Raw genomic sequence first — 24,403 nt, forward strand, 5'->3', positions numbered from 1 at the left:
ATGCCTCATCGTTCGCGCAGGAGGACGAGATTTTCCGTCATCCTGGCATGCAAGGTCTCCCGCCAGCCGGCGTCCAGCCAATGCGCGGCCCGGGGGAACGCGGCTTCGATGCGTCCCAGCAGCGCATCGAGATACGCCGCGCAGGTGTCGCGGTCACGGAATCCGAAGCGCACGGCGTCCCCGAGGATGGCATCGCGCGCGATATCGAAGCGCCCCCTGGATAGTTGCAGGACCAGGCGGCGCGGCGTCTCGGCCGGATTGGGCACGACGTCGAATGCGGGCGCGAGACGCCAACCCCCGTCTTTTTGGGCCAGTGTGAAATTGTGAGAGCTTTTCATTCACATCGCTCGATATACTGCCGGGTAAGTTTCCTTGTGCTTTTAACCATGAAGGGTATCGGCGCGATGCCTGTCATTTCAGATTCCGGTCGCATGGCCCCGGTTCATCGAGAGTTTATGTTTACTGGGCAAATCAACCTTCCCGAAAATGCCGATTTCGACTGCCTGCTGAACCAGGTATTGGCCTGGTGGCCCGAAGAACTGGCGGGCGACGCCGGCGCCGACGCCGGCGCCCGGCAATCGTCGGTCATCCATTTTTATGAAACCAGCATTGCGCCGCAGGCGATCAAATCCGCCAGCATGCTGTTGCTGCAGCTCGACTGGGTCCTGTTCGGCATCGTCGTCGATTTGTCGCGCACGGTATCCCGGGTGCGCATCAAGGACATCCGGCCGCAACTCATCAAGGATAAATTCCACGCCTTGCTGACGCATATCGCATTGCCCCAGCTGCTCGGCGAAAAGCAGTGGGACGGCTCGTTCGAGCGCGACGAACTCGTGAATTATCTGCGGGCCGAGGACCTGGCGGCCGCCGCCCAATAGACATTCCACATTGTCCATGGACCGGCATCAAACAATGCTTTGATGCAATCCCGTAAGCTGTTGGATGCTTACCCGGTTGCGCAATATTTTCGTCAATCTCGGTCTCGGACAATGGAAGCGGAATGAATATCAAACACTGGAAAATCGGTACTCGGTTGGGCGGCGCATTTGCATTGTTGCTTGTCCTGTTGGCGGCGTGCATCTGGTTCGGGATTGCCAGCCTGCGGCGATTGAACGAGGGGACGACACTTATCGTCGACGAGGATTATCCCAAGACCGTATTGGCATACGAAAGCCTCGACGTCGTGAACCGCAATGCCCGCGCCCTGCGCAATATGCTGTTGCTGGATAAACCGGAAGACGTGGCGCGGGAACGGCAGACCGTGCTCCGGAACAGGCAGGAAATCTCCGCCCATCTCGACAAGCTGGCGGCAATGATCCAGTCCGACGAAGGCAAGGCCCGGCTGAAAGCGGTGGTGGACGCCAGGGAAGTGTATCGCGCGTCGCAGCAAGGTTTTCTCGAATTGGTGGACGCCGGCAAAAAACAGGAAGCCTCGGCCCTGCTGCTGTCCCGGATCCGCGAGAATCAGCGCATCTATTTCGACGCCGTACGTGAATTGATCAAGCTTCAGGACGCCCGTGTGTTCGACAGCGGCCGTCGTGCGGAGAACACGTATCGCTCGACCGTCAACTGGCTGATGGGATTGGCGGCACTGGCGCTCGTGTTCGGCGCGGCCGTGGCCGTCTGGATCACGCGGTCGATCACGGGGCCGCTGCGGCAGGCGGTGGACGTGGCGCGCACCGTGGCCACCGGCGACCTGAGCGCCACGATCGAGGTGCATTCGGCGGACGAGACCGGCCAGCTGCTGCAAGCGCTGCACGACATGAACGAGGCACTGGTCGGGATCGTCGGCGAAGTGCGCAGCGGCACCGACACCATCGCGTCCGCGTCGCAGCAGATCGCGACCGGCAACGCCGACCTGTCCTCGCGTACCGAGCAGCAGGCGTCCTCGCTGGAGGAAACCGCCTCGTCGATGGAGGAATTGACGTCGACCGTGAAACAGAACGCGGACAATGCGCGCCAGGCGAACCAGTTCGCCGTGTCCGCATCGGAAGTGGCGGAGAAGGGCGGCGCGGTGATGTCGGAAGTCGTTGACACGATGGGCGCGATCAACGAATCGGCACGCAAGATCGTCGACATCATCGCCGTCATCGACGGGATCGCATTCCAGACGAATATCCTGGCGCTCAACGCGGCGGTCGAAGCGGCGCGCGCGGGCGAGCAGGGGCGGGGCTTTGCCGTCGTCGCGTCCGAAGTGCGCAGCCTGGCCCAGCGCAGCGCCGCGGCCGCGAAGGAGATCAAGGTATTGATCGACAATTCCGTGGAAAAGGCGGACGCGGGCAGCCGGCTCGTGGATCAGGCCGGCACGACGATGCGCGCCGTCGTCGAGAGCATCAAGCGGGTGACGGACATCATGGGCGAGATCAGCGCGGCCAGCCAGGAGCAGACCGAGGGCATCGGGCAGGTGCAGCTGGCGATTTCGCAAATGGACCAGGTCACGCAGCAGAACGCCGCGCTGGTGGAAGAAGCGGCCGCCGCGTCCGAATCGCTGCGGGAGCAGGCGGCCAAGCTGTCGCAGACGGTGGCCGTGTTCCGGCTCGATGGTGCGCGGGACCGGAGCGCGCCGGCGGCGGTGCCGAAGTCGAATGTCGCGCCGTTGAAGAAGAAACCATCAACGGCGGCACCGGCGCCGGCCGAGCCGTTGCGCGTCAAGCGGCTGGCCAATGCCGGCAGGGGGGATGATTGGGAAGAGTTCTGACGCAATATCGTAATGATCATCGAGGCGGACTGTGAGAACCGCAGTCCGCCTCGGCTCATTTTTCCCAAGTGTCAGGCCATCGCCGGGAATAGCCGTTTTACTTTCGGTTTCAGCTCACGCATCTGCCTTGCGGGTGCTGCGCAAGATATTCGCGTTGACATTGAGATAGCGCTTGGTTGTCGAGCCGATGAGACTCGCCAGCTTTTGGCAGAGCTTGAACAGTGCGATGCCGGCCGCGATGTAGAGAACACCGATCAGTGACCGGGTGGGCTTGCCGGACAACGTTTGTGCTCTTGCGTTGACATCGTCGCTCGCCAAGGGCTTATCGACGTAGGCGATCGCATACGGTGAAATTTGAAACGTCACGCTGTCTCGCGCCAGCCGTGATCGATTGCCATGGTCGACGAAGGCCAATGCCACACGTCTGCCATCGTGCTTGAAACCGACCTGGTCAATACCGGCCAGGCCGGTCGCGGTAAGCGTGACGCCGCCGGCCAGGCTACAGGCGCTGGCCACATACAGCGACAGCAGCAACAGCGGCGCGACGAGCATAAAAGGCATAAAAACAAGATTGAAACCGGCTACCCACACCAGGGCGAGCGCCATGCGTCCAAAATTGGCCAGGCTGTGCTTGTTTTGAAACGCTTCGACATGGACCAGCGCCTTGAACTCGAGCGCGATCTTGCGCGGGTCTCCCAGTGCGCGGGCGACTTCGTCGGCGCTGCGTCCGCTATGCATCGCATCGGCAAAGTGCTGTTCATAGTCGCGCAGGATGTCGTCGATCTGGTCGCCGGGCAAGCCGGACAAGGATCGCTTCAACGATGCGAGGTAGGTTTGTTGACTCATGCTGCGACTCCCAGGATTTTGTTGACCTCGTTGGCGAATGTCTGCCAGTCTCGTCGCATCTGCGCCAACTGCGCGCGCCCCGACGGTTCCAATTTGTAGTACTTGCGCGGTGGTCCCGATTCGGACTCCACCAGATACGTGCTCACCCATTTTTCGTTCTGCAGGCGCCGCATCAGCGGATAGATCGTGCCTTCGCTCATGTCGAGGCCGTCGGCCAGTTGTGCGACGATCTCGTACGCATAACTGTCCCTGCCGGCCAGGATCGCCAGCACGCACATATCGAGCGTGCCCTTCTTCAATTGTGTTTTCATTCATTGCGTCCTTTGACGACACTGGCCACGTGACTCGCCAGTTGACGCCAGCATATAACAAGCTACCTTGTTACGCAAGGTAGCTTGCTTAGCTCTCTTGGCTTTTGGTCAAGCGCCGAAGCCGAGGTGTTCGATCACTTTTGAGGAGGACATGCCAATTTCTTCTCGCGATTCAAGCGAGCGGCTGCACGCGTCGATTTCAGCCGGACGGCCCACGGTCCTGGAATAACCATGGGCGGCCTTCAACGACGTAGCGGTTTATGGGCTGACGCTATTCACCACTTTCAGTGGGCATGTTTTTGCTAACCCATCCACTGATACCGGCAGACATGACAATCGCATTGGAATAACCCAATTTCTTGGCTCGGCGCGCAGCATTGGGAGCCTTTCGGCACAGTGGGTTAGAACAGTAAAAGACGATCCTCGATTCCTTGTTGGCCGGCAGGTCGTTGGCATCATAGGACGTTGGGTCCAGGTTGATCGCCCCTGGAACACGGGCCTTCAACCAGCTGTGGCGCGAATTGACGTCGATAACGGTAACGCTTTTTTTGCGAATCAAATCGTGAAGCGCAGTGGGGGAAATATTGCCGAGTCCCATGATTAGCGCAAACATATTTTCATTTTCCTGTGTAAGTTTATTGTTTCCGGGCGGGTTGATGATACTAATCCGCTCAACAATCTGGTCCGAATGCGGCTGACCTCATGTCCCGTGCGCTGCCACCCAATCGCCAATGATCTTGAGTGCGGCCGGTGCAAACGTTTCTTCGACGTCGATACCGTCATACGGCGTGGGCAGTTTCACGGTCTGAAACGCGTGGTTGAGATTGGGAAGTTCAATGATCGTCGCGTCTGGATTGTGTTTCAATGCCGTTCGGATCAGGCTGAGGTTTTCTGTTGATGGCATCCACAGATCTAGGCTGCCGTTGAGCGCCAGCACGGGTATGTGGAGCTTGCTGAGCGCCGCCGCCGGCTCGTAGCTGAGCGCTTGCCGTCCCCACGGGCTGGTCAACTGGCGGGTGAGCACGTCGACACTGGCCGGGCTGATGATCTTGCTGGCGAGGGCAGCGTCGATACGGGTCTTCACCAGCGAGTGCACCTCTGCATCACTTTTTGCCGTCTCGACGTCGGCGTATAGCTGGTTGAGGAACGCGGTCTTCTTCTGGATCTCGTCGTCACGCATCCCCGATGCTTTCAAGATCTTTGCGTCCCGCAAACTCAGGAGGCGGTCGAAGCGCATGCCGGGCCCTGCCAGCAGCACGACAAAGCGCACTGTGGGCATGCGCACAGCGACCGCCGGGGCCAAAGCACCGCCCTCCGAATGGCCCACCAGGCCGATGTGGTCCGGCGCAATCTCGGGCTGCGCCTTCAGGAATTGCAGGGCGGCGCCGACATCGGCGGCCAGGTCGGTGGGCGTGGCGGCAGCGTAGTCGCCCGTCGATTTGCCGACGCCCCGTTTGTCATAACGCAAGACGGCGATTCCGCGACGATTGAGCGCGTCGGCCAGAACCACGAACATCTTGTGACCCACGTAGGCTGCGTCGCGAGTTACGGGGCCGGTACCGCTGACCAGCACGACCGCAGGGAACGGGTCGGGCCCATCGGGCAGGCTGAGCGTGCCGGAGAGTGTGACCCCCGCTGCGGCATTGCTGAAGCTGACTTCCCGTTGCCGGTAGGGATGCGGATTCGCCGCGATCGCCTCTTCCTGTGGCCGCTTCATCACCTGCGTCGATACCGCACCGCTCATCCGTGACAGTACGAGCGGCAGGGGCACTCCCAGCTGCAAGGCCTTGCCTTGCGTCCAGCCGCCAACCCAGGCCTGCTGGTCGGCGCGCCAGGTTCCGGCATAGCTCGCGCCAATCGTGGGGACCGTAAAACTGAAATGATCGGCGTCGACGGCCACCTTGTCCGTCGGCAGCTTGAAGGTTCCCTGGTCGGGGCTATCCAGTGTAGCGCTGTAGTGACCGGCAGCGTCTTTCCGTACGTGGACGACAATGTGGTAACCGACCAGGAGCCCGTTCCAGTTGCCTTCTGCTTCTTCGGCAGACGCGTTGCCGGTCGTCAGCCCGAGGGCCAAGGCCAACAGGCACATGGCGGCTTGTGGACGGTACAGCCAAACGTTATGCATAGGTATTTCCTTTCATAGGATCGCCATGGGCGTTGTTTTAAAGAACCGCAGACGGGACGGTTCAACAGGGGAACGGCGCGTCCTTTTTATTATTAGCTAAACGTCTAAATCAAACAAGCCTCTTTCTTGTCAAGGAGAAAATTCTTGACATTTATTCGATATTTAGCTAAAAATCGATCATGACCTCGATCTTCAAGGCACTTGCCGATCCCACTCGCCGTCAGGTGCTGCAAATGTTGCGTGCCGGGCCAATGACCGCCGGCGCCTTGGCCGATGCCTTCGACGTGTCCAAACCGACGATGTCGGCGCACTTCGCCGTGTTGGTGGCAGCGGACCTGATCGAGGCAGAGAAGAGCGGGCGCACGATCATGTACCGGCTGAAGATGTCGGTGCTTGAGGAGGCGCTCATGGGTTTCGCACAGGCGTTCGGGTTGCAGGTTACGTCCGAAACGCCGACCACAGCCGCCCCCGGGCAAACAAAGGAGCAATCATGATCCTGCACCACCAGCTTCGCCGCGCATTGCTGATCGCTGCGATCTTCCCGGCGACATCCATGGTGCTCAATGCGTTGCACCAGCGTCATGTTGTCAGCGGCGAGACGGCCGTGCGGCTGATGGGTATGATGATAGGCTTGGTGGTGCTTTTTTGCGCGAATGCGATCCCCAAAACGTTGGTGCCGCTGGCGCGTCTATCCTGCGATCCGGCACGCGAGCAAACCCTTCGTCGCCTCTGCGGCTGGGCGGGTGTGCTGGGCGGCCTGGGTTGTACGCTCGCGTACGCACTCGCGCCGATCGCGGTCGCCGGCACGCTGGCACATTGCTTTATGACGTCGGCTGCCGTCATCGTGGCAGGCGTCATGATGCGCTGCGCCTGGGTGCGCAGCGCAAAACGGCGCGCGACTTAGAGTCTTCCCGCTCGCGATCAGACGAGGGCCTTCGGGCAGCTCACCCAAGACATGATCCGGTTAAAACCCGATCCGCCCCTTGCCCGGCGTCGTCTTGATCCGGATATCGCCGGCCACGACGTGCGCGCGCCCGTCCGCGACGGCATAGCCGAGCCCGTCCAGCAAGGTCTTGCGCAGGTCGCGCGGCGACACGTTCGCCAGTTTGTCGAGCACCACGTCGCCCAGCAGCGGATCGAATGCGGCCAGGTTCAGCTCGCGCAGCAGCCCGGCATACATGCGCTGGGCGATGCCGGCCGCCTGTTCCGGCGTCGGCGCCGGCACTTCGTAGGCGGCCATCCGGTTCAGCAGCGGATGCGGAATGCCTTCGGTGGAGTTCGCGGTCAGCACCCAGAAGATCTGCGACGCGTCGATGTCGACGTCGATGAATTCGTCGCGGAAGGCGGTGGCCGTTTCCGGTTCCAGTAATTGATACAGCGCCGCGAGCGGGTCCGACTGCGACGAGCCCGTCGCCTTTTCCACTTCGTCCAGCACGATCACCGGGTTCGCGAACTGGCCGCGCACGAGGCGTTCGGCCACCTTGCCGCACTTGGCGCCGCGCCAGCTGGCCGAGCTGCCCGTGATGACGAAGCCGGCCGACAGGGCGTTCATGCTGATCAGTTCGCAGTCCGTCTGCATGACCTTCGCGAGGCGCTTGGCGAAATGGGTCTTGCCCACGCCCGGGCCGCCCAGCAGCAGGATCGGCATGACGTTAAATCCTTTATCGCCGGCATGGGCCAAACGCAGATAGCGGGCCAGGTCGTCCAGTACTTCGTCGAAATTCGGACATTCCTCGAACAGCGGGTCGAGGGCGTCGGTGGATGAGGGTGTGGTGACGAAGCGTTCGGCGCCGGTCTCGAGCATGCGTTCATAGAAGGCTTCGAGCTCGGGCGAACGTCCGCGGCTGCGGTCGAGCGCGCCTTGTACTTCGTTGAGATCGTAGACGGCGCGGCTGCGGGCCAATGTGATGCTCATGGCGTTCTCCTGCACGGTAGTACGGACTCACTTACGACTGCGAGGCTCCCCGAAAACCGCCAAGTGAGCCGAAACGGCCGGGTGATCGCCTCGTCTTCATTCTAACTCGCACAGGATCGAATCGCGGTCCCTGTCGTGCTGCGTTTGTTGCTATATGGCAACCTACCGGCAGTCAATCCTTGTCCCTTATCAAAGGTAAAACACATGTGTGCAGATGAGGTAGCACATGCATTCTTTTACCTAAGTGCCTAATTTTGCTCAACATTTTTACTTGAGGTTCCGTCAAGTAAGTTCGCTAAGTCATTGGTTTCATTAGCAATTTTCGCGTTTTCGAAACGTGAATTCGCTTGACCACAGACAACGCTTCCTCTAAAGTGGGAAACGGTGGCAAAAAGTGTAGTTTTGTGGGGGATCGGTGGGTCTCCCGGCGCCTAAAAAATATTCAGACTGATAACTCTCCAAAACTAGGTACAACGTGTTCCAGGGCGCGTCAGCGATCAATCTCGATGCAAAAGGACGGATGTCAATACCGGCCAAGCATCGCGACGCCTTGATGCAGCAATGTGAAGGCCGTATGACGCTCACGAAACACCCGCATGGTTGCCTGTTGTTCTTCCCGCGCCCGGTGTGGGAAGAGCATCGCGAACAGATCGCCGCCTGGCCGATGTCGGCGCGGGCGTGGCAACGCATTTTCCTGGGGAACGCCTGCGATGTCGAGATGGACGGCGCGGGTCGGGTGCTCATTTCGCCCGAGCTGCGCAACGCAGTCGGTTTGGAGAAGGAAGTGATGATGCTCGGGATGGGGACGCATTTCGAGATCTGGGACGCGGCCAAGCTGGCAGAAGACGAGGCCCAAGCCGTAGCGGGCGGTATGCCCGATGTCCTTTCCAATTTCTCCTTCTAAGTAAGGCGCCGCATGAACGTGACTCAGCCGGTGCCCGGTTTGCAGCATCGTACGGTGCTGTTGGATGAAGCGGTCGATGCCCTTGCCCTCGAAGGCGGGCGCGCTGCAGGCATTTATATAGATGGCACGTTCGGCCGCGGCGGTCATAGCCGGCTGATCCTGTCGAAGCTGGCGCCTGAAGGGCGCCTGATCGCATTCGACAAGGATCCTCAGGCGATCGCGACGGCCGAACAAATGAACGATCCGCGCTTTTCGATCGTGCACGACAGCTTCGCGACGATGGTCGACGCGTTGGCATCACGGGGCGTGCGCCAGGTCGACGGCATTTTGCTGGACCTGGGCATTTCCTCGCCCCAGGTGGACGACGCGAGCCGGGGCTTCAGCTTCCGCAACGACGGTCCCCTGGACATGCGGATGGATACGACACGGGGCATCTCCGCCGCCGCATGGCTGGCCGAGGTGCCGGAGAAACAACTGGAAAAGGTGATTCGCGATTATGGGGAAGAACGGTTTGCTTTTCAGATTGCAAAGGCGATTGTTGCTCGCCGGGCAGTCGAATCAATTTCAAGCACACGACAGCTTGCCGCAATCGTGGCAAACGCGGTCAAAACCCGGGAGAAAGGCAAGGATCCGGCAACCCGCACCTTTCAGGCTATCCGGATTTTCATCAATCAAGAGCTTGAGGACCTTGAAGCAGGTTTGAACGCCGCGTTCGACCTGTTGGCGCCCGGCGCTCGCCTGTCCGTGATCAGCTTCCATTCGCTGGAAGACCGCATGGTCAAGCAGTTCCTGGCGTCCAAGGCCAACGCCCCGCAACCGGACCGCCGGTTGCCGATCCGTGCTGTCGATCTGCCCCAGCCCTTGATGAAGTTGATCAGCAAGACGAAGCCCTCCGACCTCGAGGTCGAGGCCAATCCGCGCGCCCGTTCCGCGGTGCTGCGCGTGGCCGAGCGTCTGGGAGGCCGCGCATGAGCGCCAAGCTCAACGTCGTCCTGACCGCGCTGCTGGTCGGCTGCGCGCTGTCGGTCGTGAACGCGCGCTACCAGCGCAACCACCTGATCGATAACCTCGAAAAGCTGGCGACCCAGCAGCGCCAGCTCGAGGTCGACTGGGCCCAGCTCCAGCTCGACCAGTCCACTCTCGGCAAGAACGAGCGCATCGAACAGATCGCGCGCGCGGAGCTGAACATGGCGCCCCTGTCCCCGGCGCGTACCCAATATTTGACGGAAGGCGGCAAATGAAGGCCGGCACCAACGGTTCCCGCGTCGCCGCCGCCAAGGGTGTGGCGTTTTCCAAGAGTCCCGTGCTGGCCGTGCGCCTGCCGGACTGGCGTTCGCGCGTCGTCCTGTTCGTAATGTTCGCCGCGTTCCTCGCGCTGGCCGGCCGCGCGCTGTGGCTGCAAGGCGTCTCCAACCAGTTCCTGCAGAAGCAGGGCGCGAGCCGCTACGAGCGCACGCTCGAACTGCCGGCCACGCGCGGCAAGATCTTCGACCGCAACGGCATCGTGCTCGCGTCGTCGCTGCCCGTGAAGGCCGTGTGGGCGATCCCCGAGGACGTCAAGGGCGCGCCGCCGGAGAAGCTGCGCGAACTGGCGGGGCTGCTCGACATGCCGGAGGCCGACCTCCTCAAGAAGCTCGATTCCGACCGCACCTTCGTCTACCTCAAACGCCAGGTCGAGATGGACGTCATCGCCAAGATCGAGAAGCTCGGCATCGACGGCATCGACACCCGCAAGGAATACAAGCGCTATTACCCGCAGAACGAGGTGATGGCGCACATCGTCGGCTTCACGAACGTCGAGGACGTGGGCCAGGAAGGCATCGAGCTCGCGCAGCAGAAGAACCTCGTCGGCCAGACCGGCAGCCGGCGCGTGATCAAGGACCGCCTGGGCCGCATCGTCGAGGACGTGGGCCTGTCGCGCGAGCCGCATGACGGCAAGGACCTCATCCTGTCGGTCGATTCCAAGCTGCAGTACATCGCCTACAACAGCATCAAGGACGCGGTCGAGAAGTTCCACGCCAAGGCCGGCGCCGCCGTCGTGCTGGACGTGCACACGGGCGAGGTGCTGGCCCTGACCAACTGGCCGACGTACAACCCGAACGACCGCGCGCACCTGACGGGCGAGCAGCTGCGCAACCGCGTCATCACCGACACGTTCGAGCCGGGTTCCACGCTGAAGCCGTTCACCGTCTCGCTGGCGCTGGACAAGGGCCTGATCAAGCCGACCACCCTGTTCGATACCGGCAATGGCCGCTATGTCATCGGCGACCGCACCGTCCGCGACACGCACCCGCACGGCGTCATCGACGTCACCACGATCATCCAGAAGTCGTCCAACATCGGCACCAGCAAGATTTCGCAGCTGCTGACGGCCCAGCAGATGTGGGAGATGTTCACCAAGGTCGGCTTCGGCCAGGCGCCGCGCTTCGGCTTCCCGGGCGCCGCCGCCGGCCGCGTGCGTCCGTACAAATCGTGGCGTCCGATCGCGCAGGCCAATATGTCGTTCGGCCAGGGCATCTCGATGTCGCTGCTGCAGCTGGCGCGCGCCTGGCTGATCTTCGCGCGCGACGGCGACCTCATTCCGCTGTCGTTCCAGAAGGTGACGGAAAAGCCGGTCGGCCAGCAGATCATCTCGCCCAAGACGGCGGCCCAGATACGCACGATGGTGGAGTCGGTGGTCAGCCCGGAAGGCACGGCGCCGCTGGCCCAGGTGGCCGGCTACCGCATCGGCGGCAAGACCGGCACCGCGCAGAAAGTCATCAACGGCCGCTATTCGCAGACGCACTACGTCGGCAACTTCGTCGGCATCGCGCCGATGTCGAACCCGCGCTTCGTCATCGCCGTGATGATCGATGACCCGTCGGGACCGTACCACACCGGGGGCATGGTGGCGGCGCCGACCTTCGCGACATTGGCGGCGAATGCGCTGCGGGCGGCGAACGTGCCGCCCGATTCCACGGTCACCGACATCATCATTCCGGAACATCCTCTCGAGGAGAGCAATTGATGACCGAGACGACGAACATCGTCACTTGGATCCGGGCCGCCGCACCAGGCGGCCGTCTCGTTTCCGACTCGCGCCGCGTGCGCCGCGGCGACGTGTTCTTCGCCTATCCGGGCGAAGCTGCCGATGGCCGCCGCTTCATCCGCTCCGCCATCGAGAACGGTGCCGCTGCCGTCGTGTACGACGATCGCGAATTCGATTGGGACGACACGTTGGACGTGCCCCACTTGGGCACGCCGGACCTGAAACAGAACGCCGGCCCGATCGCGCATGCGTACTACGGCGCGCCGGATGCGGCCATGTTCACCGTCGGCGTCACGGGCACGAACGGCAAGACGTCGTGCGCGCTGTGGACGGCGCAGGCGCTGGCCGCGCTGGGCGCGACGAGCGCGGTCATCGGCACCCTGGGCGTGGGCCTCGTGCGCGGCCGCGCCGAACCGGAATTCGACGCGACCGGCTACACGACGCCGGACGCCGTGCTGCTGGCGACGGAACTGGCGCGGCTGCGCGACGCGGGCGCGACGGCGCTCGCGATCGAAGTGTCGTCGATCGGCCTCGTGGAACACCGCACGGCCGGCATGCACTTCGACGTGGCCGTGTTCACGAACCTCACGCGCGACCACCTCGACTACCACGGCGACATGGGCGCCTACGAGGCCGCCAAGCGCCGGCTGTTCGACTGGCCAGGCCTGAAGACGGCCATCGTCAACCTGGACGACGATGCCGGCGTGCGCATCGCGCAGCACCTGCGCGCCACCCGGCCGGAAGTCGCGGTGATCGGCTACACGCTGCGTCCCGTGCACGAACAACCCGTTCTGGACGGTGTGGCCGTGCTGCGCGCGTCGAATCTGCGCAGCCGCCCGAACGGCAGCGAATTCCACGTCGAATCGCCGTACGGCAGTGCCGTCGCGCGCACGCACATGGTCGGCCACTTCAATGCGAGCAATGCGCTGGCCGTGCTGGGCGCGCTGCTGGCGAAAGGCGTGCCGCTGCGCGCCGCGCTCGACGCCATCGAGACGCTCGTGCCGGCCCCGGGCCGCATGCAGCAGATCGGCGGCCAGGATGTGCCGATGGTCGTGATCGACTACGCGCACACGCCGGACGCGCTGGAAAAGACGCTCGAAGCGCTGCGCCAGGTCGCGCAGGAACGCGGCGGTGCGTTGTGGTGCGTGTTCGGCTGCGGCGGCGACCGCGATCCGGGCAAGCGCCCGCAGATGGGACGTATCGCCCAGATGGCCGAGCACGTGCTCGTCACGAGCGACAACCCGCGCAGCGAGGAGCCGCGCGCCATCATCGACCAGATCGTGGCCGGCATGGATCGGCACCACCCGACGTCGACATACCAGGCCATCGAGGACCGCGCCGCCGCGATCCTGTCGGCCGTGAAGCATGCCGCCAAGCCGGACGTGATCCTGCTGGCGGGGAAGGGCCATGAGCCGTACCAGGAAATCAAGGGGCGGAAGATGCCGTTTTCCGACGCCGACCACGCCGCGCTGGCCTTGAGCGCGCGGCTCACGATGATGAGGACTGTTTGATGATTCGTGGTTCGCTGGAACAAATCGTAGCGTCGATCGCCGGCGCGCACGTCACGCGCGACGCCTATTTCCAGGGCGTGTCGACCGACAGCCGGCAAGTGATGCCGGGGTCGCTGTTCGTCGCCCTGCGCGGCGAACGCTTCGATGCCCACGACTTCCTCGGCCAGCTGGTCGACAAACCGCTGGCAGCCGTCGTCGTGGAAAAACTGCCCGATCACTATCCGCTGCCGGCCATCGTCGTGCCGGACACGCTGGCCGCGCTGGGCCGCATCGGCAACTTCTGGCGCCGCCGCTTCGCCATTCCCGTCATCGGCGTCACGGGCAGCAACGGCAAGACGACGGTCAAGGAGATGATCTCGGCCATCCTCGTCGCCGCCTTCGGCGCCGAGGGCCGCCTGGCCACGCAGGGCAACTTGAACAACGAGATCGGCGTGCCGCTGACCGTGACGCGCCTGACGGACACGCACAAGGCCGCCGTCGTCGAACTGGGCATGAACCATCCGGGCGAGATCGCGCGCCTGGCCGCCATCGCCGAGCCTACCGTCGCCCTGGTCAACAACGCGCAGCGCGAACACCAGGAATTCATGCACACCGTGGAAGCGGTGGCGCGCGAAAACGGCGCCGTGCTGCAGGCGCTGCCGGCGGACGGCACGGCCGTGTTCCCGGGCGACGACGAGTACACCGCGCTGTGGCGCGAACTGGCGGACGGGCATCGCGTCCTGACGTTCGGCTTGAGCGACGATTGCGACGTGCGCGCGACGTACGCAACGACCGGCTTCGGCAGCGAACTCGCGGTGGCCGCCGGTGTCGAACGCTTCACGGTGCGACTGGCCGCGGCCGGCGTCCACAACGTCCGCAACGCGCTGGCCGCCATCGCCTGCGCGCTCGCGGCCGGCGTCCCCGCCGACGCCATCGTGCGCGGCCTGGAAGCCTTCGCGCCCGTCAGCGGCCGCCTGCAGCGCAAGCAGGCCGCGTGCGGCGCCACCGTCATCGACGACAGCTACAACGCCAACCCCGACTCCGTGCGCGCCGCCATCGACGTGCTCGCGCAGTACCCGTCGCCGTGCATCCTCGTGCTGGGCGATATGGGCGAGGTGGGCACGCAAGGACCTGAGTTTCACCAGGAAATCGGTGCGTATGCCGCAAGTCGCGGCATCGACACCGTGCTAGGGACCGGCGAATTGGCACGCTTCACGGTTGAAGCCCTCCAATCCGCCGGAGCTCGAGCGCAACACTACGAGCAGTTCGACGAATTATTGGCAGCACTGGATCAACGACTGGGCAGCAAATCTGACGCAACTGTGTTGGTGAAGGGCTCGCGCTTCATGAAGATGGAACGCGTGGTCCAACACCTGACCGCATCAACCAACACCGGCAAGGAAGCCCACTAGACTTATGCTGCTTTGGCTCGCACATTACTTTCAGGACTACATCGGTCCGCTGCGCGTTTTTAACTACATCACGTTCCGCGCCGTGTTCGCGACCATCACCGCGATCAGCATCGGCATGCTGTGCGGCCCGGCCGTGATCCGCAAGCTCACCGAGTTGAAGGTCGGCCAGGCCGTGCGCACGTACGGTCCGCAGACCCACCTGACCAAGCACGGCACCCCGACCATGGGCGGCGTGCTCGTGCTGATCGCCATCGGCGTGTCGACCTTGCTGTGGTGCGATCTGTCGAACCGCCTGATCTGGCCCGTGCTCGTCGTGACGCTCGGCTTCGGCGCCGTCGGCTGGGTCGACGACTACCGCAAGGTCGTCTACAAGGACCCCGAGGGCATGCGCTCGGGCGAAAAATACTTCTGGATGTCGCTGATCGGCATCACGTCGTCGCTGTACCTCGCGTTCTCGGTGTCGGCCGCGACGCCGTGGGAAGTGTGGCAGCTGTTCTTCGCGTGGGTGCAGTCCGGCTTCTCGATGGACCTGCCGCCGAAGGCCGACCTGATCGTCCCGTTCTTCAAGACCATCAGTTATCCGCTGGGCGTGTGGGGCTTCATCGCGCTCACGTATTGCGTGATCGTGGGCGCGTCCAACGCCGTCAACTTCACCGATGGCCTCGACGGCCTCGCCATCATGCCGACCGTGATGGTGGGCGGTGCGCTGGGCCTGTTCGCCTACCTCACCGGCAATGCGACGTATTCGAAATACCTGTTCATCCCGCACATCCCGGGCGCCGGCGAACTGCTGATCTTCTGCGGCGCGATGGCGGGCGCGGGCCTGGCCTTCCTCTGGTATAACGCGCACCCCGCGCAGATGTTCATGGGCGACGTGGGCGCGCTGGCGCTGGGCGGCGCGCTCGGCACCATCGCCGTCATCGTGCGCCAGGAGATCGTCCTGTTCATCATGGGCGGCGTGTTCGTGGCCGAAACGCTGTCGGTGATCATCCAGGTCGGCTGGTTCAAGTACACGAAGAAGCGATATGGGCAGGGACGCCGCGTGTTCCTCATGGCGCCGCTGCACCACCATTTCGAACAGAAGGGCTGGAAAGAGACCAAGGTCGTCGTGCGGTTCTGGATCGTGACGATGATTCTGGTCCTGGTCGGGGTCTCCACCCTCAAACTGCGTTGACGGGCGAACGATGAACTACGACGGCAAAACCGCACTGGTACTGGGACTCGGCGAATCGGGCCTGGCGATGGCGCTGTGGCTCGCACGGTGCGGCGCCCGCGTGCGCGTGGCCGATACGCGTCCCGAGCCGGCGCGCCTGCCCGCATTGCGCGCGGCGGTGCCGGAGGCGGACTTCGTCGCCGGCCCGTTTGCCGCGAGCCTGCTGGACGGCGTGGACTTCGTCGCCGTCAGCCCGGGCCTCGCGCCGGACCGCGAACTGGCCGAGATCGCGCCGGCGGCGAGCGCGCGCCACGTGCCGCTGTGGGGCGAGATCGAGCTGTTCGCGCAGGCGCTCGCGGCACTGAAGGCGGAACGCGGCTACGCGCCCAAGGTGATCGCCATCACGGGCACGAACGGCAAGACGACGGTCACCAGCCTCACGGGCCTGCTGTGCCGCCGCGCGGGCCTGACGACGAAGGTCGCCGGCAATATCAGCCCGGCCGCGCTGGACGTGCTGCGCGAGGTCATCGACGCTGACGAGCTGCCGCAGGCCTGGGTGCTGGAACTCTCCAGCTTCCAGCTGCACACGACCTACAGCCTGAATCCGGATGCCGCGACGGTGCTGAACGTCACCCAGGACCACCTCGACTGGCACGGCAGCATGGCCGCCTATGCCGCCGACAAGGCCCGCATCTTCGGCGGCGACACGGTGCGGGTGCTGAACCGCGACGACGCCGTCGTGATGGGCATGACGGCGCCGGGCGCCGCCGTCACGACGTTCGGCACGGGCGAGCCCGATGCGCCGGGCAGCTTCGGCCTCGTGAACGAACGGGGCGTGCTGTGGCTGGCGAATGCGCATCCGGCCGAGGAACCCGAGAAGAAGAAAAAGAAGAACGAACCCGAGGCGCCGGCCGAAGTCACGATCAACCGCCTGATGCCGGCCGACGCGCTGCGCATCCGCGGCCTGCACAATGCATCGAACGCGCTGGCCGCGCTGGCGCTGTGCCGGTCCGTGGGCCTGCCGCTCGCGCCGCTGCTGCACGGCCTGCGCGAATACCAGGGCGAGCCGCACCGCGTGGAACTCATCACGAGCATCGACAACGTCGAGTACTACGACGACTCCAAGGGCACCAACGTCGGCGCCACCGTCGCCGCGCTGGAAGGTCTCGGCAAAACGTTCGGCGAGACGGACCGCCAGATCCTGCTCATCGCCGGCGGCGACGGCAAGGGCCAGGATTTCAGCCCGCTCGCGGGCCCGTGCTCGCGCTATGTGCGGGCCGTGCTCCTGATCGGCCGCGACGGTCCCGCCATCGGCGCCGCGCTGTCACCGTCCGGCGTACCGTGCTTCGAGATGCCCGGCCTGCCGGAAGCCGTGCGCCGCGCGAGCGGCCTCGCCAAATCGGGCGACGTCGTGCTGCTGTCGCCCGCCTGCGCCAGCCTGGACATGTTCACGAACTACGCGCACCGCGCCCAGGTCTTCATCGACGCCGTGCGCGACATCGCGCTCGAGAAGGGACAGGAGATCTGATGCCGTTCCAGATTCCCTTCAAGTTCGGCGGCAGCGCGAGCGATGCGGTCAACAGCGCCATCGCGGCGCGCGCACGGCCGTCGCGCATGATGGAGTACGACCAGCCGCTCGTGTGGGTTGTGTTGCTGATGATGCTGTTCGGGATGGTGATGGTGTACTCGGCGTCGATCGCGCTGCCGGACTCGCCCAAGTTCGCCTACCTGCAGGGCAAGAACAACTACTTCCTCGTGCGCCAGGCGCTGTTCATCGCGATCTCGATGGTCACCGGCCTGTTCGTGTTCCGCATTCCCGTCGCGACGTGGCAGCGGTTCGCCCCGCTGATGTTCGTGGCCACGCTCGTCCTGCTGGGGCTCGTGCTGATCCCCGGCGTCGGCGTGGTCGTCAACGGCGCGCGCCGCTGGCTGTCGCTCAAGGTCTTCAACCTGCAGCCGTCCGAGATCATGAAGGTCGTGTCCGTGCTGTACGCGGCCGACTTCACGGTACGCAAGCAGCAGTTCATGCACAAGCTCACCAAGGGCTTCATGCCGATGGCCGCCGCGATGGCGCTGGTCGGCGCGCTGCTGATGCTGGAGCCCGACCTCGGCGCGTTCGGCGTCGTCGTCTGCATCTCGATGGGCATCCTGTTCCTGGGCGGCTTCAACATGATCTGGTTCGGCGGCATCGGCGCCGTCCTCGTGCTCGTGTTCTCGACCATCATCGCGCTGTCGCCGTTCCGCCGCGCGCGCATGTTCGCGTACATGAACCCGTGGGAAGAGGACAACGCGCTGGACAAGGCTTACCAGCTGACGCACTCGTTGATCGCGTTCGGCCGCGGCGAGATCTTCGGCGTGGGCCTGGGCGGCAGCGTGGAAAAGCTGCACTACCTGCCGGAAGCGCACACGGACTTCATCATGGCCGTCATCGGCGAAGAGCTGGGCCTCGTCGGCGTGCTCGTCGTGATCGGCCTGTTCTACTGGCTCGTCAAGCGCGCCTTCGACATCGGCCGCCAGGCCATCGCGCTGGAACAGCATTTCGCCGGCCTCGCCGCGAAGGGCGTCGGCATCTGGATCGGCGTGCAGGTGTTCATCAATATGGGCGTGAACCTCGGCCTGCTCCCGACCAAGGGCCTGACCTTGCCGCTGATGAGCTACGGCGGTTCGGGCATCCTGTTCAACTGCGTGGGCCTCGCGATCTTGTTGCGCATCGATTACGAGAACCGCGTCCGGATGCGGGGAGGCCGCCAATGACAAAGAGGCTGATGATCATGGCGGCCGGCACCGGCGGCCACATCTTCCCCGGCATCGCCATCGCGCAATCGATGCGCGAGCGCGGCTGGGAAGTGTCGTGGCTGGGCACGATGCACGGCATGGAAAAGGACATCGTGCCGAAGCACGGCATTCCGATGGACTCGATCGACTTCGCCGGCATGCGCGGCAAGGGCATCGCGCACACGGTGTCGGGCGCGTTCAAGCTCGTCGCCAGCTTCGCGTCCTGCCGCAAGTATCTGGCATTGCGCCGCCCCGACGTCGTGCTGGGCATGGGCGGCTACGTGACGGTGCCGGGCGGGATGATGGCGCGGTCGCGCGGCATCCCGCTGGCGCTCGTGAACGCGGATGCGGCCCTGCTCTTGTCGAACAAGACCCTCACGCCGCTCGCGCAGCGCGTGCTGTTCGGCCTGTCGGCCGATTTCGGCAAATTCAATAGCAAATTCGCCGGCAAGGCGATCGTGACGGGCAACCCGGTGCGCAAGGAAATCCTCGAGATGCCGTCGCCGGGCCACCGCTTCGCCGGCCGCACCGGTCCGCTGAACATCCTCGTCGTGGGCGGCAGCCTCGGGGCGAAAGTCTTGAACGACAGCGTGCCGGCCGCGTTGGCGCTGATTCCGGAAGGGCTGCGGCCGACGGTCACGCACCAGTCGGGCAAGAAGAACATCGACGCCCTGCGGGCCGCGTACGCGCAGGCCGGCGTGAAGGCGAACGTCCTCGATTTCATCGACGACATGGCGGCGGAATACGCGAACGCCGACCTCGTGATCTGCCGCGCGGGCGCGATCACGGTGTCGGAACTGACGGCGGCCGGCGTCGCGAGCGTGCTGGTGCCGTTCGTCGCCAGCACGACGAGCCACCAGCGCGACAACGCGATCTGGATGGCGGGACAGAAGGCGGCCGTGCACCTGCCGCAGGGCGAACTGAATCCGCAGCAGCTGGCGAAGCTGCTGCAAACCACCACGCGCGACGACTGCCTGGCGATGGCCGAGGCGGCGCAGGCGGTGGGACGGCGCGACGCCAATGCGGCGATCGCGCGCGTACTTGAAGAACTGGCGAACGGCGGACAATGAAACACAAGATCAAACACATTCACTTCGTCGGCATCGGCGGCAGCGGCATGAGCGGCATCGCGGAAGTGCTGCTGAACCTCGGCTACAAGGTGTCGGGCTCGGACCTCGCGTCGAACGCGGCCAGCCAGCGCCTGCAGCAGCTGGGCGCGGACGTGCGCATCGGCCACGCCGCGGATCACATCCTCGGCGCCGACGCCGTCGTGACCTCGACGGCCGTCAACGAAGCGAATCCGGAAGTCGTCGCCGCGCGCGCGGCCAAGGTGCCCATCGTCCCGCGCGCCATCATGCTGGGCGAATTGATGCGCCTGAAGCGCGGCATCGCCATCGCCGGCACGCACGGCAAGACGACGACCACGAGCCTCGTCGCCTCCGTGCTCGCGCAGGGCGGCCTCGATCCGACGTTCGTGATCGGCGGCCGGTTGAACAGCGCGGGCGCCAACGCGAAGCTGGGCACCGGCGAATACATCGTGGCGGAAGCGGACGAATCGGACGCGTCGTTCCTGAACCTGTCGCCGATGATCGAGGTGATCACGAACATCGACGCCGACCACATGGACACGTACGAGCACGACTTCGAGAAGCTGAAGGGCGCGTTCGTCAACTTTACGCACCGCCTGCCGTTCTACGGCCGCGCCATGATGTGCATCGACGATGCGAACGTGCGCTCCATCCTGCCGCAGGTGACCAAGCCCGTCACGACGTACGGCTTCTCGGAAGACGCCGAAGTGCGCGCCCTGAACGCGCGCGCCGAGGGCGTCCAGATGCATTTCACCGTGTGCCAGAAGGGCTATCCGGACACGGACTTCGTGCTGAACCAGCCGGGCATGCACAACGTGCTGAACGCATGCTCCGCGATCGCCATCGCGCGCGAGATCGGCGTGCCGGACGAAGCGACGGCGCAGGGCCTGCGCGATTTCAACGGCGTGGGCCGGCGCTTCACGCGCTACGGCGAGATTGCTCTGCCGCAGGGCGGCAGCTTCACCCTCGTCGACGACTACGGCCACCACCCGGTGGAAGCCGCCGTGACGCTGGCCGCCGCGCGCGCCGCGTACCCGGGCCGCCGCCTCGTGCTGGCGTTCCAGCCGCACCGCTATTCGCGCACCCGCGACTTGTTCGAGGACTTCGTCAAGGTGCTGGCCGCGCCGGACGTGCTGCTGCTGGCGGAGGTTTACGCGGCGGGAGAAGCGCCGATCGTGGCGGCGGACGGCCGCGCGCTCGCGCGTGCGCTGCGCGCGGGCGGCGGGATCGAACCGATTTTCGTGGAAGCGATCGCCGACATGCCGGCGACGATCCTCAAGGTGGCGCGCGACGGCGACGTCGTGCTCACCATGGGCGCCGGTTCGATCGGCGGCGTCCCCCATCAACTGACTTCGAATCAGAAGGTAGCGCAGTAAAAGGTCCAACTATGAGTATTACTGAAACCGAAGCGAAGGCCATGGGTAAAGTCGGCGTGCTGTTCGGCGGCCGGTCCGCCGAGCGCGAGATTTCGCTGATCTCCGGCAGCGGCGTGCTGCAGGCGTTGAAGTCGAAAGGCATCGACGCCCACGCGTTCGACCCGGCCGAGCGCTCGCTGGCCGAACTGGCCGCGGAAAAATTCGACCGCGTGTTCATCGCGCTGCATGGCCGCTACGGCGAGGACGGCACCCTGCAGGGCGCGCTGGAACTGCTGGGCATCCCGTACACGGGCAGCGGCGTGATGGCGTCGTCCGTCGGCATGGACAAGATCACGACCAAGATCGTGTGGCTGGCCGCCGGCGTGCCGACGCCGAAGTACCTCACCATCGGCGCGGACGACAGTGTCGACGCGGACGCCATCGTAGCAAAGCTCGGCCTGCCGCTGATCGTCAAGCCGCCGCTGGAAGGGTCCACGATCGGCATCACCAAAGTGAGCGATGCGGCGGGTCTGCAGGCGGCCGTCGACCTGGCGCGCCAGTACGACAAGGCGGTGCTGGTCGAGCAGTTCATCCAGGGCCGCGAATTCTCCGTGCCGGTGCTGGGCAGCGGACCCGCCGCGCGCGCGCTGCCGATCGTGGAGATCGTCGCGCCCGAGGGCAATTACGACTACCAGAACAAGTACTTCACGGACGACACCAAGTACCACTGCCCGGCGCCGCTCGATGCCGCGACGACGGCCGCGATCCAGGCCCACGTGGTGAACGCCTACCGCGCGCTCGGCTGCGAAGGCTGGAGCCGCATCGACGTGCTGCTGCGCGGATCGGACAACCAGCCGTTCCTGCTGGAGGTGAACACGTCGCCGGGAATGACGACGCACTCGCTCGTGCCGATGGCGGCGCGCGCCGAGGGCACGAGTTACGAAGACCTGTGCGTGGACATTCTGCGCTCGGCCAGCCTGAAGGCCGGTCGGGCCGCGTAGGCCAGGTCAAGAAGACATAAGGACTAGGGAATCGAAGATGTGGCAAGACGTGCGAGCTCTGAACGCAACCGCCAACGCGATCACCGCGCTGGTGGCGCTCGCCTGCGTGGCGTCGGGATTGTGGTGGCTGTCGCAGCGCCCGATGTTCACCTTGCGCTCGGTGCGGGTCGAGAGCATGTACGGGCTGGACCTGCAGCACGTGAACGAGCTGACGGTGCGTAACGGGGTGCTCGGGAAGATCAGCGGTAACTTCTTCACGGCCGACCTCGAACAGGTGCGCACCACTTTCGAGGCCGTGCCGTGGGTGCGCAAGGCCAGCGTGCGCCGCGAGTGGCCGAACCAGCTGATCGTGCAGGTGGAAGAGCACGAGGCGCTCGGCACCTGGGGCGAGGACGGCAAGCTGTTGTCCGTGAAGGGTGACGTATTCACCGCGAACCTGGCCGAAGCCGAGACCGACGAGGACCACGCGTTGCCCGCGTTCGCCGGTCCGCCAGGCAGCGAGAAGGAAGTGCTGACGCGCTTCACGGAGCTGCGCCGCTGGTTCGCGCCGGTGCGCCTGGTGCCGGAGTCGATCCGCCTGTCGAACCGGTATGCCTGGACCGTGAAGCTGAACAACGGGATGCGCGTGGAACTGGGACGCGAGAAGGACCAGGACACGCTGTACACGCGCGTGCAGCGGCTGGTGAGCATTTACCCCCAGCTGGTGGCTAGATTGCAGGAAGGGCGCATCGATACGATCGACATGCGCTATCCGAACGGTCTGGCGCTGTCCTCGGCCGCCTTGAGCATCCCGGCCGATGCGAGCAAGCCCGTGAAGGCGGCGGTGAAAAAGAAAACCAATACCAAAACAACAAAGCAGATCTAATTTAAGCGGGCGACAGCAAACATGACAAAAGACGCGAAGAACCTGATCGTCGGCCTCGACATCGGCACCTCGAAGGTGGTGGCGGTGGTGGCCGAAGTGATGGCCGATGGGCGCCACGAAGTGATCGGACTCGGCCAGCACGAGTCCAAGGGTCTGAAGAAGGGCGTTGTCGTCAACATCGAAGCGACCGTCGAATCCATCCAGCGCGCGCTCGAGGAAGCCGAGCTGATGGCCGACTGCAAGATCCGCAACGTGTACGCGGGGATCGCCGGCAGCCATATCCGCTCGTTCAACTCGAGCGGCATGGTCGCCATCAAGGACAAGGAAGTGACGGCCACGGACGTGGCGCGCGTGATCGAGACGGCGAAGGCCGTGAACATCCCGACCGACCAGCAGCTGCTGCACACGGTGCCGCAGGAATTCATCGTCGACAACCAGGAAGACGTGCGCGAGCCGATCGGGATGAGCGGCATCCGGCTCGAGGTGCGCGTGCACATTGTTACAGGTGCGGTGTCCGCGGTCCAGAATATTGTAAAGTGCGTGCGCCGCTGCGGGCTCGAGGTGTCGGACCTGATCCTGCAGCCGATGGCGTCGGCCGATTCCGTGCTGACGAACGACGAGAAGGAACTGGGCGTCGTCCTCATCGACATCGGCGGCGGCACCACCGACATCGCGGTCTTTTCCGACGGTGCGATCCGCCACACGGCCGTGATCCCCATCGCCGGCGACCAGATCACGAGCGACATCGCGATGGCCCTGCGCACGCCGACGGGCGAGGCGGAAGAGATCAAGATCCGCTACGGCGTGGCCAAGCAGGTGCTGGCCGATCCGGGCGAGACGCTGGAAGTGCCGGGCCTCGGCGACCGCGGTCCGCGTTCGCTGTCGCGCCAGGCGCTGGCCGCCGTGATCGAGCCGCGCGTGGAAGAACTGTTCGCGATGGTGCACCAGGTCGTGCGCGAGTCCGGCTACGAGGGCGTGCTCTCGTCGGGCATCGTGCTGACGGGCGGCTCGTCGATCATGCCCGGCATGATCGAAATGGCGGAAGACATTTTCTTGAAACCGGCGCGCCTCGGCACGCCGGAATACCGCGGCCAACTGGCGGACGTCGTGCGCAGCCCGCGCTACGCGACGGTCCTCGGTCTGCTGCTGGAAGCGAAAAAGCAGTACCTGCGCGGTCACATCGTCACGCGTCAGGATGGTTCGGTGAAGGCGGTCTGGCAGCGAATGAAAGAATGGTTCCTAGGGAATTTCTAGAGACCGAAACAGGGGCGTCGCGCGCGCAGCACGTAAACGCAACGCGTGACGGACCTTTTCGGGGTTGCGGTAACAGGTGGTAACGGTTTTGCTTGGTAACGGACACGAAACATTTTTAAAATAGTGGCGCGTTTCCAATCTCGAGTCCTGGCGTTTTCCGCGAGGATTCGGGCTTGGAAACGG

General features: G+C 64.3%; 24 protein-coding genes. 18 read left to right on the top strand and 6 right to left on the bottom strand.

All coding sequences use genetic code 11. The annotated features are described in order from the left end of the window. Nucleotides 1–5 precede the first annotated feature (5 nt). Entirely contained in the window at nucleotides 6–338 is a 333-nt protein-coding gene (locus ISF28_RS06760) for a hypothetical protein (protein ID WP_198116394.1), read from the bottom strand. A gap of 48 nt (nucleotides 339–386) precedes the next feature. Here ISF28_RS06760 and ISF28_RS06765 point away from each other — a divergent pair, with 48 nt between their 5' ends. Further along, the gene (locus ISF28_RS06765; RefSeq protein ID WP_198116395.1) at nucleotides 387–878 is read left to right on the top strand and encodes a hypothetical protein; all 492 of its coding nucleotides are present in this window, start codon (nucleotides 387–389) and stop codon (nucleotides 876–878) included. A gap of 122 nt (nucleotides 879–1,000) precedes the next feature. Continuing rightward, nucleotides 1,001–2,698, top strand: a complete 1,698-nt coding sequence (locus tag ISF28_RS06770; protein ID WP_198116396.1) for a methyl-accepting chemotaxis protein — start codon at nucleotides 1,001–1,003, stop codon at nucleotides 2,696–2,698. Nucleotides 2,699–2,812: 114 nt separating this feature from the next. Here ISF28_RS06770 and ISF28_RS06775 read toward each other — a convergent pair whose 3' ends face one another. The 4 genes from ISF28_RS06775 to ISF28_RS06790 all read right to left on the bottom strand — a co-directional run bounded on the left by ISF28_RS06775 (nucleotide 2,813) and on the right by ISF28_RS06790 (nucleotide 5,980). After that, on the bottom strand, nucleotides 2,813–3,544 hold the full coding sequence (locus tag ISF28_RS06775) for a DUF1700 domain-containing protein (protein ID WP_198116397.1): 732 nt from the start codon (nucleotides 3,542–3,544) through the stop codon (nucleotides 2,813–2,815). Then, complete coding sequence (locus ISF28_RS06780; protein ID WP_198116398.1) at nucleotides 3,541–3,855, bottom strand: PadR family transcriptional regulator; 315 nt, start codon at nucleotides 3,853–3,855, stop codon at nucleotides 3,541–3,543. Before ISF28_RS06780 ends, ISF28_RS06775 begins: the two co-directional genes overlap by 4 nt. Nucleotides 3,856–4,126: 271 nt before the next feature. Continuing rightward, entirely contained in the window at nucleotides 4,127–4,468 is a 342-nt protein-coding gene (locus ISF28_RS06785; protein ID WP_198116399.1) for a rhodanese-like domain-containing protein, read from the bottom strand. Between the two features lie 87 nt (nucleotides 4,469–4,555). Continuing rightward, on the bottom strand, nucleotides 4,556–5,980 hold the full coding sequence (locus tag ISF28_RS06790) for an alpha/beta hydrolase family protein (RefSeq protein WP_198116400.1): 1,425 nt from the start codon (nucleotides 5,978–5,980) through the stop codon (nucleotides 4,556–4,558). A 179-nt stretch (nucleotides 5,981–6,159) separates the two neighbouring features. Between ISF28_RS06790 and ISF28_RS06795 the strand changes: the two genes are divergently transcribed. Both ISF28_RS06795 and ISF28_RS06800 read left to right on the top strand, forming a co-directional pair. After that, nucleotides 6,160–6,474, top strand: a complete 315-nt coding sequence (locus ISF28_RS06795; RefSeq protein ID WP_198116401.1) for an autorepressor SdpR family transcription factor — start codon at nucleotides 6,160–6,162, stop codon at nucleotides 6,472–6,474. Next, entirely contained in the window at nucleotides 6,471–6,884 is a 414-nt protein-coding gene (locus ISF28_RS06800; protein WP_198116402.1) for a hypothetical protein, read from the top strand. The genes ISF28_RS06795 and ISF28_RS06800 overlap by 4 nt, the downstream gene beginning before the upstream one ends. A gap of 60 nt (nucleotides 6,885–6,944) precedes the next feature. Here the strand turns inward: ISF28_RS06800 and ISF28_RS06805 are convergent, their stop codons facing one another. Then, nucleotides 6,945–7,895 carry an AAA family ATPase gene (locus ISF28_RS06805; protein WP_198116403.1) on the bottom strand — a complete coding sequence of 317 codons (951 nt, stop codon included), beginning with the start codon at nucleotides 7,893–7,895 and terminating at the stop codon, nucleotides 6,945–6,947. Nucleotides 7,896–8,370: 475 nt separating this feature from the next. Here ISF28_RS06805 and mraZ point away from each other — a divergent pair, with 475 nt between their 5' ends. Genes mraZ through ftsA form a run of 14 tightly spaced genes read left to right on the top strand, consistent with a single transcriptional unit; the run spans nucleotide 8,371 to nucleotide 24,220 of the window. Further along, the gene (gene mraZ, locus ISF28_RS06810; RefSeq protein WP_198116404.1) at nucleotides 8,371–8,799 is read left to right on the top strand and encodes a division/cell wall cluster transcriptional repressor MraZ; all 429 of its coding nucleotides are present in this window, start codon (nucleotides 8,371–8,373) and stop codon (nucleotides 8,797–8,799) included. A gap of 12 nt (nucleotides 8,800–8,811) precedes the next feature. After that, a complete protein-coding gene (gene rsmH / locus ISF28_RS06815; RefSeq protein WP_198116405.1) occupies nucleotides 8,812–9,771 on the top strand; it encodes a 16S rRNA (cytosine(1402)-N(4))-methyltransferase RsmH in 960 nt (319 codons plus the stop codon). Further along, nucleotides 9,768–10,040, top strand: a complete 273-nt coding sequence (ftsL, locus tag ISF28_RS06820; RefSeq protein ID WP_198116406.1) for a cell division protein FtsL — start codon at nucleotides 9,768–9,770, stop codon at nucleotides 10,038–10,040. Before rsmH ends, ftsL begins: the two co-directional genes overlap by 4 nt. Continuing rightward, nucleotides 10,037–11,806: a peptidoglycan D,D-transpeptidase FtsI family protein gene (locus tag ISF28_RS06825; protein WP_198116407.1), complete on the top strand. Its 1,770-nt coding sequence runs from the start codon at nucleotides 10,037–10,039 to the stop codon at nucleotides 11,804–11,806. The genes ftsL and ISF28_RS06825 overlap by 4 nt, the downstream gene beginning before the upstream one ends. Then, the gene (locus ISF28_RS06830) at nucleotides 11,806–13,338 is read left to right on the top strand and encodes a UDP-N-acetylmuramoyl-L-alanyl-D-glutamate--2,6-diaminopimelate ligase (protein ID WP_198116408.1); all 1,533 of its coding nucleotides are present in this window, start codon (nucleotides 11,806–11,808) and stop codon (nucleotides 13,336–13,338) included. Before ISF28_RS06825 ends, ISF28_RS06830 begins: the two co-directional genes overlap by 1 nt. A 2-nt stretch (nucleotides 13,339–13,340) precedes the next feature. Then, nucleotides 13,341–14,729 (top strand): UDP-N-acetylmuramoyl-tripeptide--D-alanyl-D-alanine ligase, encoded by a 1,389-nt coding sequence (locus ISF28_RS06835; RefSeq protein WP_198116585.1) that lies wholly within the window; start codon nucleotides 13,341–13,343, stop codon nucleotides 14,727–14,729. A gap of 4 nt (nucleotides 14,730–14,733) precedes the next feature. Continuing rightward, nucleotides 14,734–15,903: a phospho-N-acetylmuramoyl-pentapeptide-transferase gene (mraY, locus tag ISF28_RS06840; protein ID WP_198116409.1), complete on the top strand. Its 1,170-nt coding sequence runs from the start codon at nucleotides 14,734–14,736 to the stop codon at nucleotides 15,901–15,903. Between the two features lie 10 nt (nucleotides 15,904–15,913). Continuing rightward, nucleotides 15,914–17,410, top strand: a complete 1,497-nt coding sequence (gene murD, locus ISF28_RS06845) for a UDP-N-acetylmuramoyl-L-alanine--D-glutamate ligase (protein ID WP_198116410.1) — start codon at nucleotides 15,914–15,916, stop codon at nucleotides 17,408–17,410. Continuing rightward, nucleotides 17,410–18,636, top strand: coding sequence for a putative lipid II flippase FtsW (ftsW, locus tag ISF28_RS06850; RefSeq protein WP_198116411.1), 1,227 nt, complete (start codon nucleotides 17,410–17,412; stop codon nucleotides 18,634–18,636). The genes murD and ftsW overlap by 1 nt, the downstream gene beginning before the upstream one ends. Then, complete coding sequence (murG, locus tag ISF28_RS06855) at nucleotides 18,633–19,727, top strand: undecaprenyldiphospho-muramoylpentapeptide beta-N-acetylglucosaminyltransferase (RefSeq protein WP_229518916.1); 1,095 nt, start codon at nucleotides 18,633–18,635, stop codon at nucleotides 19,725–19,727. The genes ftsW and murG overlap by 4 nt, the downstream gene beginning before the upstream one ends. Further along, nucleotides 19,724–21,121, top strand: a complete 1,398-nt coding sequence (murC, locus tag ISF28_RS06860; protein WP_198116412.1) for a UDP-N-acetylmuramate--L-alanine ligase — start codon at nucleotides 19,724–19,726, stop codon at nucleotides 21,119–21,121. The genes murG and murC overlap by 4 nt, the downstream gene beginning before the upstream one ends. Before the next feature lie 11 nt (nucleotides 21,122–21,132). Continuing rightward, nucleotides 21,133–22,101, top strand: coding sequence for a D-alanine--D-alanine ligase (locus ISF28_RS06865; protein WP_198116413.1), 969 nt, complete (start codon nucleotides 21,133–21,135; stop codon nucleotides 22,099–22,101). Between the two features lie 37 nt (nucleotides 22,102–22,138). Then, nucleotides 22,139–22,966, top strand: coding sequence for a cell division protein FtsQ/DivIB (locus ISF28_RS06870; protein WP_198116414.1), 828 nt, complete (start codon nucleotides 22,139–22,141; stop codon nucleotides 22,964–22,966). Between the two features lie 21 nt (nucleotides 22,967–22,987). Beyond that, nucleotides 22,988–24,220 carry a cell division protein FtsA gene (ftsA, locus tag ISF28_RS06875; protein ID WP_052233471.1) on the top strand — a complete coding sequence of 411 codons (1,233 nt, stop codon included), beginning with the start codon at nucleotides 22,988–22,990 and terminating at the stop codon, nucleotides 24,218–24,220. The last annotated feature ends 183 nt before the right edge of the window (nucleotides 24,221–24,403 follow it).

The organism is Massilia rhizosphaerae (assembly GCF_016093545.1).
Taxonomy (GTDB): domain Bacteria; phylum Pseudomonadota; class Gammaproteobacteria; order Burkholderiales; family Burkholderiaceae_D; genus Telluria; species Telluria rhizosphaerae.

Coding starts and splice junctions, on each gene's coding strand:
- mraY (WP_198116409.1), top strand. CDS start 14,734: ATGCTGCTTTGGCTCGCACATTACTTTCAGGACTACATCGGTCCGCTG.
- ISF28_RS06800 (WP_198116402.1), top strand. CDS start 6,471: ATGATCCTGCACCACCAGCTTCGCCGCGCATTGCTGATCGCTGCGATC.
- ISF28_RS06865 (WP_198116413.1), top strand. CDS start 21,133: ATGAGTATTACTGAAACCGAAGCGAAGGCCATGGGTAAAGTCGGCGTG.
- murG (WP_229518916.1), top strand. CDS start 18,633: ATGACAAAGAGGCTGATGATCATGGCGGCCGGCACCGGCGGCCACATC.
- ISF28_RS06765 (WP_198116395.1), top strand. CDS start 387: ATGAAGGGTATCGGCGCGATGCCTGTCATTTCAGATTCCGGTCGCATG.
- ISF28_RS06775 (WP_198116397.1), bottom strand. CDS start 3,544: ATGAGTCAACAAACCTACCTCGCATCGTTGAAGCGATCCTTGTCCGGC.
- ISF28_RS06770 (WP_198116396.1), top strand. CDS start 1,001: ATGAATATCAAACACTGGAAAATCGGTACTCGGTTGGGCGGCGCATTT.
- ftsA (WP_052233471.1), top strand. CDS start 22,988: ATGACAAAAGACGCGAAGAACCTGATCGTCGGCCTCGACATCGGCACC.
- ISF28_RS06795 (WP_198116401.1), top strand. CDS start 6,160: ATGACCTCGATCTTCAAGGCACTTGCCGATCCCACTCGCCGTCAGGTG.
- murC (WP_198116412.1), top strand. CDS start 19,724: ATGAAACACAAGATCAAACACATTCACTTCGTCGGCATCGGCGGCAGC.
- ISF28_RS06785 (WP_198116399.1), bottom strand. CDS start 4,468: ATGTTTGCGCTAATCATGGGACTCGGCAATATTTCCCCCACTGCGCTT.
- ISF28_RS06805 (WP_198116403.1), bottom strand. CDS start 7,895: ATGAGCATCACATTGGCCCGCAGCCGCGCCGTCTACGATCTCAACGAA.
- ISF28_RS06830 (WP_198116408.1), top strand. CDS start 11,806: ATGACCGAGACGACGAACATCGTCACTTGGATCCGGGCCGCCGCACCA.
- rsmH (WP_198116405.1), top strand. CDS start 8,812: ATGAACGTGACTCAGCCGGTGCCCGGTTTGCAGCATCGTACGGTGCTG.
- ftsL (WP_198116406.1), top strand. CDS start 9,768: ATGAGCGCCAAGCTCAACGTCGTCCTGACCGCGCTGCTGGTCGGCTGC.
- ISF28_RS06870 (WP_198116414.1), top strand. CDS start 22,139: ATGTGGCAAGACGTGCGAGCTCTGAACGCAACCGCCAACGCGATCACC.
- ISF28_RS06780 (WP_198116398.1), bottom strand. CDS start 3,855: ATGAAAACACAATTGAAGAAGGGCACGCTCGATATGTGCGTGCTGGCG.
- ISF28_RS06825 (WP_198116407.1), top strand. CDS start 10,037: ATGAAGGCCGGCACCAACGGTTCCCGCGTCGCCGCCGCCAAGGGTGTG.
- ISF28_RS06760 (WP_198116394.1), bottom strand. CDS start 338: ATGAAAAGCTCTCACAATTTCACACTGGCCCAAAAAGACGGGGGTTGG.
- ISF28_RS06790 (WP_198116400.1), bottom strand. CDS start 5,980: ATGCATAACGTTTGGCTGTACCGTCCACAAGCCGCCATGTGCCTGTTG.
- murD (WP_198116410.1), top strand. CDS start 15,914: ATGAACTACGACGGCAAAACCGCACTGGTACTGGGACTCGGCGAATCG.
- ftsW (WP_198116411.1), top strand. CDS start 17,410: ATGCCGTTCCAGATTCCCTTCAAGTTCGGCGGCAGCGCGAGCGATGCG.